Source organism: Flavobacterium sp. 9AF (assembly GCF_902506265.1).
Classification (GTDB): Bacteria; Bacteroidota; Bacteroidia; order Flavobacteriales; family Flavobacteriaceae; genus Flavobacterium.
The window spans coordinates 1-10,451 of record NZ_LR733582.1 but is presented as its reverse complement, the minus strand read 5'-3'; the positions used below and the strand labels follow the sequence as shown (position 1 = coordinate 10,451).

At 28.1% G+C, this 10,451-nt stretch carries 13 protein-coding genes; 2 read left to right on the top strand and 11 right to left on the bottom strand.

Annotated features, from left to right (window positions below; all coding sequences use genetic code 11):
- Nucleotides 1-165 precede the first annotated feature (165 nt).
- On the bottom strand, nt 166-714 hold the full coding sequence (locus HALO113_RS15725; RefSeq protein WP_159780041.1) for a PepSY-associated TM helix domain-containing protein: 549 nt from the start codon (nt 712-714) through the stop codon (nt 166-168).
- Between the two features lie 12 nt (nt 715-726).
- A complete protein-coding gene (locus HALO113_RS15720; protein ID WP_159780040.1) occupies nt 727-2,871 on the bottom strand; it encodes a TonB-dependent siderophore receptor in 2,145 nt (714 codons plus the stop codon).
- A 184-nt stretch (nt 2,872-3,055) separates the two neighbouring features.
- Between HALO113_RS15720 and prfA the strand changes: the two genes are divergently transcribed.
- Together prfA and HALO113_RS15710 are read left to right on the top strand one after the other, a co-directional pair.
- Complete coding sequence (prfA, locus tag HALO113_RS15715; protein ID WP_159780039.1) at nt 3,056-4,129, top strand: peptide chain release factor 1; 1,074 nt, start codon at nt 3,056-3,058, stop codon at nt 4,127-4,129.
- A gap of 74 nt (nt 4,130-4,203) precedes the next feature.
- Nucleotides 4,204-5,514 carry a DUF5723 family protein gene (locus HALO113_RS15710; RefSeq protein WP_159780038.1) on the top strand — a complete coding sequence of 437 codons (1,311 nt, stop codon included), beginning with the start codon at nt 4,204-4,206 and terminating at the stop codon, nt 5,512-5,514.
- Between the two features lie 95 nt (nt 5,515-5,609).
- Here the strand turns inward: HALO113_RS15710 and HALO113_RS15705 are convergent, their stop codons facing one another.
- The 9 genes from HALO113_RS15705 to HALO113_RS15665 all read right to left on the bottom strand — a co-directional run.
- Nucleotides 5,610-6,272 carry a DUF6565 domain-containing protein gene (locus HALO113_RS15705; RefSeq protein ID WP_159780037.1) on the bottom strand — a complete coding sequence of 221 codons (663 nt, stop codon included), beginning with the start codon at nt 6,270-6,272 and terminating at the stop codon, nt 5,610-5,612.
- A 121-nt stretch (nt 6,273-6,393) separates the two neighbouring features.
- A complete protein-coding gene (locus HALO113_RS15700) occupies nt 6,394-6,747 on the bottom strand; it encodes a hypothetical protein (RefSeq protein WP_159780036.1) in 354 nt (117 codons plus the stop codon).
- A gap of 1 nt (nt 6,748) precedes the next feature.
- Nucleotides 6,749-7,102: a hypothetical protein gene (locus HALO113_RS15695; protein ID WP_159780035.1), complete on the bottom strand. Its 354-nt coding sequence runs from the start codon at nt 7,100-7,102 to the stop codon at nt 6,749-6,751.
- 11 nt (nt 7,103-7,113) lie between these two features.
- A complete protein-coding gene (locus tag HALO113_RS15690; RefSeq protein ID WP_159780034.1) occupies nt 7,114-7,398 on the bottom strand; it encodes a YtxH domain-containing protein in 285 nt (94 codons plus the stop codon).
- Between the two features lie 35 nt (nt 7,399-7,433).
- Nucleotides 7,434-7,586, bottom strand: coding sequence for a lmo0937 family membrane protein (locus tag HALO113_RS15685; protein ID WP_159780033.1), 153 nt, complete (start codon nt 7,584-7,586; stop codon nt 7,434-7,436).
- Nucleotides 7,587-7,610: 24 nt separating this feature from the next.
- On the bottom strand, nt 7,611-8,258 hold the full coding sequence (locus tag HALO113_RS15680) for a porin family protein (RefSeq protein ID WP_159780032.1): 648 nt from the start codon (nt 8,256-8,258) through the stop codon (nt 7,611-7,613).
- Nucleotides 8,259-8,389: 131 nt separating this feature from the next.
- Complete coding sequence (locus HALO113_RS15675) at nt 8,390-8,956, bottom strand: hypothetical protein (protein WP_159780031.1); 567 nt, start codon at nt 8,954-8,956, stop codon at nt 8,390-8,392.
- 255 nt (nt 8,957-9,211) lie between these two features.
- Nucleotides 9,212-10,144 carry a YihY/virulence factor BrkB family protein gene (locus HALO113_RS15670; protein WP_159780030.1) on the bottom strand — a complete coding sequence of 311 codons (933 nt, stop codon included), beginning with the start codon at nt 10,142-10,144 and terminating at the stop codon, nt 9,212-9,214.
- A 10-nt stretch (nt 10,145-10,154) separates the two neighbouring features.
- A partial coding sequence (locus HALO113_RS15665) for an ATP-binding protein (RefSeq protein ID WP_236554753.1) occupies nt 10,155-10,451 on the bottom strand: 297 nt, incomplete at its 5' end.

The window sequence follows — 10,451 nt, the reverse complement described above, 5'->3', positions numbered from 1 at the left end:
CTGTACAAATGTAAAATTCTTAGATGAAATACACAAAATTTATTTAGACTTATTTAATATAAAATCAAACAATTTTGATGTAAATTGTTTGATTTTTGAATTGAGTAATTATTAAAAAAAATCCCCAATAAAATAAATTATTGAGGATAAAATTTATAAAAAGGGTTATGAAAAAATTAAAAATAGAATGGGAAAGAGTAATCCAGCAAGAGCTAATTTCCATCCTCTTCGGGCAAATGTATGTTTTCCATGTTTAATCATCATAGCACCAGTAATGGCAATAATAATTAAAGAAATACCAAAGATATCAGAAAAATAAATCCACCAATTTGAAGTATTTTTATGTAAAAACATGGTTTGACTAATAAGTGGTGTTTTTATGAAAGAAATTATTTCACCTTTACCTGATTTTAAATCAATTTCTACCTCAGTATTTTCAAACTGCATCCTAAATTGACCTTTTCTTACATTGTGTCTTTTTATTTTATCTTCAATTTTTAACTCTTTAGCTAAATTTTCGGCATAGGAATCATTAATATCACTTTCATTTGCAGGTAACTCAACTTGTATATCCTTAGTTTCAAGTGTGTATTTCTCAGGATGCCAATCTTCTCGATGGTTCATTAATATACCTGAAAAAGCAAAAGATATAATTAAACCTAAGTAAATGTAACCTAAATCTCTATGAAGATTTCTAATTGTCGTTTGTTTCATTTAAAGATAATATTAAAGTGTATAATTTAACGCTATTGAAAAATTTCTTGGTGCTATAGGATTCAAACTGTTATCATCATGCGCATTATAACTTAATTCATTAAATAAGTTACTTAATTTTGCTCGTAAAGTTGCTTTTTTAAATGTATAGCTCAAAGTGGTATCAACTTGAAAAAAATCTTGCAAATATATTAATTGTCTCGTATCGTTTGCAACATTTACTTGAGTAGATCTTCCTGCATACCTTTCACCGAAATAGGTATTAATAACACCTATGTTTAAGCCTTTAAATTTGCCAGTTTCAAAAGTATAATTCACACTTAAATTTGCTGTGTTTTTTGGATTATATCTTAATAAGCTTCCTTCTACATACGTATTACTTTTTACATATTTTGTTTCATTAAAACTATATCCAGCTACAACTTGAAAACCATAAAAAGTTTTTGTAATAATATCAATTTCGACTCCTTCACTTCTAATTGAGCCCGCTAATTCTCTAAAATTAGGATCCACCAGCGATGTTTGTGCTAAGTTGTTGTTATTAATTTGATATAAAGTAATATTTGCTTGTACAACTTCTTTAAATAGTTTGTTTTTGAACCCCACTTCATATTGGTCAATTATAGAAGGTTTCAAAGGTTCGTTGTTAATATCAGCTCCAGTATTAACATCAAAGGAGTTTGAATAAGTTGCAAAAACGGTATGATTTTTTGAAGGTTGATATATTAATCCTACTCTAGGCGAAAATGCCTCATCATAATTATTAGTTTCTGTTGTTTGATTGTTATTATAAATTAAAACATTGGTTTCTGTATCTTGATAACTATATCTTATACCAGCTAAGACTTTCCATTTTTCTGTTAAAGAAACTAAATCTTGAAAATAGATTCCAAAACGACTTATTGGTGTTGTAGTTAATCTATTTCTTGTAATGTCTGGAATTGAAGTTTCCTTTTCTGCATCATAATCTTCAAAAATATTAATGGCATCGTAAGGAGTATTATTATATCTTGTTGCATAATTTTTATAATTTTCTACATCTGCACCAATTAAAACATTGTGTTTGGTTTTACCAATAGCAAATAATCCATTTAAATTAGTTTGTTGTGTAAAGTAATTATCTTTTGAATCTGCTTTTTGTGCACTTCTATTCCAATTTCCATTTTCTGAAATTAATCCTCCAGAATTAGGACGTGTGTTAGCTAAAAGTTCTGTTTGATAATAACGAATACCATTAATAAAATTCACACTCCATTTTTCATTGATTTTATGTGTAAGAGTAAGTGTACTTGATAATTGCTCAGCTGTATATTTACCCCAAGTTACACCTAAAAAACGATTTCTTGGGATATTTACAATTTGATAATTGATAACTCCTGCTCCAAAATCGGGTGTTCTTTCATCGTTTGTGTAATCTGCTTCTATGAGTAATTCTGTTTTATCAGAGAGTTGGAAAGATAAAGAAGGGTTAATATAGTATTTTTCAGAAGTAACGTAATTTCTAAAACTTTCAGCATTTTCATAACTACCATTTAAACGAAAAGCAATTTTCTTTTTTTTATCTAAAGCATCATAAATATCAAAGGTAGGTTTATATGTGCTAAAACTTCCTTGTGAAAAACCTATTTCGCCTCCAAATTCATTTTTAGGTTTTTTAGTAACCAAATTGAGTATTCCACCAGGAGCAACATTACCATAAAGCATAGCTGCGCTTCCTTTTAAGAATTCAATTTTTTCTAAACCCGATGTTTCAATCATCATTCCATTATAGTAACGAATTCCATTTTTAAAAGTATTATCACTACGCAAAGAGAAACCTCTTGATGCAATTTCTTCTTGATAACCACCAGTTGTTCCCATAATATAAACTCCATTTGCATTTTTTAGAACTTCGTTAAGGGATTTTGCTTGTTGTTTTTTTAAAATTTCTGAGTTAATTATACTCGATGCTTGTGGTAAATCCATTTCTTTGATATTGGATTTAGTTGCTGTAGGTGTAGTATTTTGATTGGTTCCTTCCACAATAACTTCCTGTAAGATATATTTTTTTGGTTTTACAGTATCATTATCAATAGTTGCTTCAGTATAATCTTTTTCTTGCGAATAAGCGTTAAGACATAAGAACGAAAAGGATATAATGCCTACTATTTTTTTCATTTTATTTAGATTAGATTAAAATAACGATACAAAAATAGAAGCAAAGTTGGATTTTGCAAAATTTATTTAGATTTATTTTAAATAAAAGTTATAAACTATTAATATAGAGCAGTTAAAAAGTACCTTGTAAACTATAAGTACTGATTGATTTTTTTATTAACTTTGCACTCCAAAATATAAAAGTATGTTAGATAGATTGCAATATGTGAAACAACGTTTCGATGAAATATCTGATTTGATTATTCAGCCAGATGTAATTGCTGACCAAAAACGTTATATTCAACTCAATAAAGAATACAAAGATTTGAAGGCTTTAGTAGAAAAGAGAGATGAATATATAATATTAGAAGGTAATATTACTGAAGCAAATGAAATTATTGCAGATGGTTCTGATGCAGAAATGGTTGAAATGGCAAAAATGCAGTTAGATGAGGCTAAGGAAAGATTGCCACAATTAGAAGAGGAAATTAAATTTATGTTGATACCTAAAGATCCAGAAGATGCTAAGAATGTGATGGTAGAAATTCGAGCTGGAACGGGTGGAGATGAAGCTTCTATCTTTGCTGGAGATTTATATAGAATGTATACAAAGTATTGTGAATCTAAAGGATGGAGAACTTCTGTAGTAGATATGAATGAGGGAACTTCTGGTGGATTTAAAGAGATAATATTTGAAGTTACTGGTGAAGATGTATATGGAACAATGAAATATGAAGCAGGTGTACATCGGGTACAACGTGTTCCACAAACGGAGACTCAAGGAAGAGTGCATACTTCAGCTGCTACGGTAATGGTTTTACCTGAAGCAGAGGAATTTGATGTACAAATTGATATGAATGATGTGCGTGTAGATTTCTTTTGTTCTTCAGGACCTGGAGGACAATCGGTAAATACAACAAAATCTGCTGTACGTTTAACTCACATTCCTACAGGATTAGTAGCACAATGTCAAGATCAAAAATCGCAACACAAAAACAAAGACAAAGCATTAGAAGTATTACGTTCTCGTTTATACGAAATGGAATTAGCTAAAAAAGAAGCAGAAGATGCTTCAAAAAGAACATCTCAGGTAAGTAGTGGTGACCGTTCTGCTAAAATTAGAACGTATAATTATGCTCAAGGACGTGTAACCGACCATAGAATAGGTTTGACTCTTTATGATTTAGGAAATATTATGAATGGTGATATTCATAAAATTGTGGATGAATTACAATTAGTCGCTAATACTGAAAAGCTAAAAGAAACAGAAGTGTTTTAAAAAAAAATATATTATTTTTGAAAGGCTATAAATAGATATTTATAGCCTTTTTTAATAAACCTAAATCTGTACTTATGTTAAAAAGACTTATTCTAATTGTATCTTGTTTATTCAGCTTTTTGATTCAAGCACAATCTTTTTTTGGAGCCCAACACGATAATTATGCAGGTATTTATAGTGTGATTAATAATCCTGCCAATATAGTTGATTCTCGTTTTAGGACTGATGTGAATATCACTTCGGGTAGTTTTTTTGCAGGAAGTGATTATTATTCAGTAAAATTAGGGGATGTATTTAGTAATGGTGATTTTGAGGAATATGCAAGAAAATCACCTACGAATAATAATAACTTTTATACGAATATTGATTTATTAGGACCTTCTTTTCAAATGAATATTAATGATAATAATGCTATTGCTTTTTTTTCAAGAGTGAGAGGTATAGGTCATATCTCTGAAATAGATGGATTATTCCTTGAAAAAATTGAAAATGATGTGAACCAAGATTTTAGCGTTACCAATCAAAATTTCAGTATTGCATCCAATTCTTGGTTTGAAATAGGATTATCCTACGCTAGAATTTTGTTTAATAATGAAAAACATTTTATTAAAGGTGGAATTTCAGTGAAATATATAGGAGGTCTTTATTCGGGTTATATTAAAGCCCGAAATTTGTCTATTGACTATAACTATACAGGTCTAGAAATTACAAATACAACTACTACTTCAGGTGAAATTGAAACTGGAAATGTTTCAAGTCTTGAAAATTTTGATGATCCAACAGAGAACTATGGAAATGGTTTAGGAACAGATATTGGTTTTACCTATGAATTTAGAACGAGTAATACCAATAGTAGTTCAAGCAAAGCTATGAACAAATACCTACTAAAGTTAGGGCTTTCAATAACAGATATTGGTTCGATTAAATTTAAAGAAGGACAGAAGGTAGTTTATGAAGCTAATGCTTCTTATACTGATGCAGAATATGCTATTAATGATGATTTTGATACTTATTATACTAGGATTAGTGAAACAAAATCTTTTACAGTTTCTTTACCAACTGCTTTGCATTTAAACGCAGATTATAATTTATCTGAAAAGATATATATCAATTTGAACACCGATTTAAATTTGAATAAAGCTACACAGCCTAATTCTAATTATATTAAAAATACTTTAAGTTTAGCAGCTCGATATGAATCGAAATGGATAAGTATATATTTACCATTTACAATGGTTGAAAATTCTAGATTGCTATCCGGATTTGGATTTAGAGCAGGACCATTAACTTTAGGATCAGGTTCTTTATTTAATGGACTTTTTGGGTACACAAATGCTATTGATGTGCATTTTGGTCTTAAGGTGCCTATATTTCAAAACAATTAAGAAATAGAAAAACCGTTTGAAATTTCAAACGGTTTTTCAATAACTAAAACTTTTTACTGAATACACAGCAAGATTCACTTGCTGTTTTTTTTAAATTATTGCTTAGCTTCTTCGTTTTCTTCCGATTTTGCACCAATTCTATTTACTGTATACATTGGAGCAAATTTAATTTTTAAACCAGCAATTTTTCTATTATCTTCCGAAGTTAGACCTTCTTTTTCAACTGTATTTTTTCTCGTATCAAGAGCCTCATACATCAATTTAATTTCGTCCCAATCTTCTCTTGAATATGAATCTTTGTTTTTTTCAACGGTTGTAACAAAATTTTCATAAACACTTAGGATGTTGTCTTTATTAACCCAGTCAAAATTCATATCTTGTCCGTTATAACCATCACCAAGTAATGTTTTTCTCATGCTCATTTTAGCATTTTCAGCATCCACTTTCTCTTTTTCTGTTACCACTTTCACTTTGTATTCTTCATATCTAACAGATGTATTGTCTATAGATTCTTTTAAACTTTTATCATCTTCAACACCAGTTAATGAATTTTCAGCATTCATTTTTAATCTTTCATAATCTTTTTGAATTGCATCCCATTCATTAGCTGCTTTTTGCATTTCAATATTACTGATAGAGTCAACATAATTTGCATACTGAGCTACGTCTTTTTCTGCTTGTAATTTTTTTTCATCTGTACAGGCAGTTAAAGAAACTGCTAGTGCAAATAATCCTAAAGTGATTTTTAAATTTTTCATATTTTGTTTTTTATAATTATTTGGTAAAATTAATATTGCTTTTTAACAATTGTTTTATATAATTTATGCTATGAATTATATAATTTTAATTTTGTTTTTTTAATTCTTACTTATATTAAAATTAACTTTCAACGGGTTGAGAGGTAATTTTTTCAGCCTTATTTTTGATGAAATTAGTTACTAAAAATTGGATTACAGTAGCTGATAATTTTTTAAATATACCTGCTGATTCTCCAACAATTAATTTTCGGGTTAAATAGCCACCTGCAATTCCTAAACTAGTTTCTAATAGTGAATTTTTGATTTCTTTGGAATTTTTAAAATCTTTAATAGTTTCTTTTACAATATTCACTGGTTTCAAACTATCAAGGGTTTCATTAAATTGTTGTTTTAAAACTTCAAATTGATTCTCTTTTTTAAGTTTTAAAAGTCTTATTTTTTCATCTAAAATTTGATTTTCCGTTATTGTTTTCATATTATCGAATTTTATTTTCCAAAAGTTTTCTAATCACTAAATTAGTAATAGGTGTTTTAATTAAATTTTTTCTAAAGATGAATAACAGTACAGCAAGTAGTAAATAAAATGCTGAAACTAACATAAATCCTAAATACATTTCACCCACTAATTTTCCAAGGTAAAGACTTATACCTATGTTAACAAACAAGGAGAACATAGCTACAATTAATCCAAAAGTTAATCTAAATGTTAAAGACGCAGTAATATCTGCTGTTTTATCTATGGCATTTAATTTAATTAATTCAATGCTTGACTTTGTATAATCTTGCGCCCTTTCAAAAAGCAACTCGATGTTTGTAGCTATATTTTCCATAGTATTAATAATTAAATTTTTGCTAATTCTTCTTTAATTTTTGATTTTCCTTCATTGATTTTATCATCAATATTTTCTGAAAGGAAATCATACTTGTCTTGTAATTCTGTGTATTTTTTTTCAATTGCACTTACAGTACTGTCATATCCTTGTTTAAGGTTGTCTTTTAAATCGTTCGCTTTTTTTCCGATTTTTTTTCTTGTGTTTGATCCTTTATCTGGAGCAAATAAAACTCCAAGTACTGCTCCAGCAGCTAAACCTGCCATAACTCCTAAAATTGCATTATTTGTTTTCATAATTCTAAATATTTATTTATTGTTTATTTTATTTATTAAATTCTTTTTCCTTGAATAATTCTTACGATTATAGCAATAACTGCTATTACTAATAATATGTGTATTAATGAACCTACGCTATACACAAAGAATCCTAATGCCCAGCCAATTATTAGTATGACTGCAACGAGATATAATAAATTTGACATCTTAATTTTTTTTATTGTTATTAATTAATTTAATCGAACGGATAAGTATAAACTTAAATTGCTATTTTTTCCATCAGGAAGTGTATAAGTAGTTCCTGCAAATTCTCTTTCTTTACCAACAGTTTGTAATCCGTAGTTATATCTTACTCCTATACCCATTCCTTCAAAATCTAAACCAACACCTGCTGATAAACCATAATCAAATTTGTTAAAATCGTCATTGTTATAATTGTCCTCAAAATTGAAGGTTCCATTTTCTGTTTCATTAGTTACTTGTGCATTTACTAAATAAGCAAAATAAGGTCCTGCATGTATATTAAAATTATCTGTAAGATTTACTTTAAACAATACAGGTAATTCAATATAATTCAGTTTAAATTTTGCTGTACCTTCTGCTAGTGCGTTGTTATAAACTAATTCGGCACCTTTTCTACTGTATAATAATTCGGGTTGAATAGCAATATTATCTGAAATGGGTAATTTTGCGTAAACTCCTGCGTTAAAACTTGTAAGTACATTTTCATCATCTACATCATCTGTGTACATGTTTGAAAAATTTACACCTCCTTTAACTCCAAATTCGGCATTTGAATCTTTCGATTGTGCATTGACACCTAATGATGTCATTAATGCGAATGCTAACGTTGCTACAATTTTGTTTCTTCTTTTCATGTCAATTGTTTTTTAAATGTTTCTGTTTAATCTATTTATTTATATTTAATGTTATTCGAGTATTATTGATGCATTGGCTATAAGAGTAAAAAGTATAAATACTATCAAAACAATAATCCATTTTTTCATATTTATATATTTTTAATTTGGTTTACTTTTTCCAATGATGTATTTAATTTTACTATTGTTTGTAAGGCTAAGATTTTAAAATCGATATCTTCTGTTTTTTCAGATAATTTTGTTAAATCGTCAATTTGATTCTTAATAATTCTATTCACAGTTTCTAAATAAATTTTTCTTACTTGTTCATTTGAAGTTTTTTCAATTTCACTTAAATTATTTTTTATATGAACATTTGGAATAATTATTAATTTTTCTGCTGTAATTTTATTTATAACCTTATTTATTTTACTTTGTTCCTCTACTAAACTACTAGCCAAACATTTAATTCTAAATGGAACTTCTCTATTTTGAATATTATCACTAATAGTAATTAAGTTTACATTTCTTTCATTAAATTTTGCTAACAATTCCGCTTCTATATTATCGTAATCTTTGACTGTTTTACTCTTTTTATTTTTTATTACACTTTCTTCTTTTTGATTGTTTGTAAAGACGCAAGATGTAACCGTTAAAAAAGTAATACTACATAGAATGAAATAAAAGTTTAATGTTCTTTTGGGGTTAGTTTTTCTCATTTTACTTCGTTTTAATTACTTTACAAAATTGGGACATATCCTTAAAAATACTTTTACAACATTTTTTTTAATGCTTATATCATTCCCATTCTGATTTCCATATTAATCTTTCTAAGAACTTATAAGACAAAATTACATTAACAACCATGACTCATAATTATATGATTTTATGGGATAGTTATAGAATTTTAATTTGCAGTAATAAAAAAAGCGTTCTAAAAGAACGCTTATTATAAAAAAGTATAATGTATGTGTTTATTGTTTTTCTTCTAAAACTTGATTTTCTTTTTTTATCTCTTCAACTACTATAAATTCTGCAAAGGAAGAAGGCTGTATAGGAGCAGCATATTCTATAGCATAAGACTTGGCTAATTGAGCTCCAAAGTATAGGATAACAGAAGAATAATACACCCAAACTATTATAATAACAAATGACCCTGCAGAACCATATACTGAACTAATATTTGAATTAGCTATATAAAATGATATTATAAATTTTCCAATAATGAATAATAAGGCAGTTGTAAATGAAGCAAATTTTACTTGTCTCCATTTTATTTCTGCATCTGGAAGAATGGTAAAAATTGCACCAAAGAGGAGTGAAATAATTATAAATGAGAGTAAAGAGTTTGTTATATAAACAACGTAGTATAATACATCAGGAAAGTAAGAAGTTAAGCGTTCTCCTACTGTATCTAATATGGCTGAAATACCTAATGAAACCAAGAGTATAAAACCAATACTCCCAATGACACCAAAGGATAACAATCTTGCTTTGATAAAAAGCCAAAATCCTGATGTTTTTTTCTTAGGCCTTATATCCCAAATCGTATTGATTGAATCTTGAATTTCAGCAAATACAGATGTAGCCCCAATAATTAACATACTTATACCTATAATACCCGCTAAACTAGAACTATTAGAAATACTTAAATTTTGAATCATTTCTTGAAGTTGAGCAGCGCTTTCGGTACCAATAAAATTTTTTAATTGAGTATAAATAGAACCTTCTATAGCTTCTCTTCCCCAAAATAAATCACACAAATAGAGGATAACCAATAATAACGGACCTATAGAAAATACAGTTGTGTATGCTAGTGCTGCACTTAATTTTAGTATTTTCTTATCTAAGAACCCATTGATGGTATTCTTTAAAACGCGCCATAATCTGTGTGAATTTTTTTTCATACTTTAGGTATCAAACAGGTAAATATACTAGGAAGGTAGCACCTACATTTACTTCACCTTTTGCAAAAATATAGCCATCATGATTTTCTACTATTTTTTTACATATTGCAAGTCCCACACCAGTTCCTTGATATTCAGTTTTACCGTGTAATCTATTAAATAATAAAAATATTTTTTCAGCATTTTCTTGTTCAAATCCGATACCATTGTCTGTAAAGGTAATTTTATGATATAAGTCGTTTGTTTTTTCATTTAGAATAAGTTCGTCTTTGGCAATTACCTTTGTATAACTTATGTTTATTTCTGG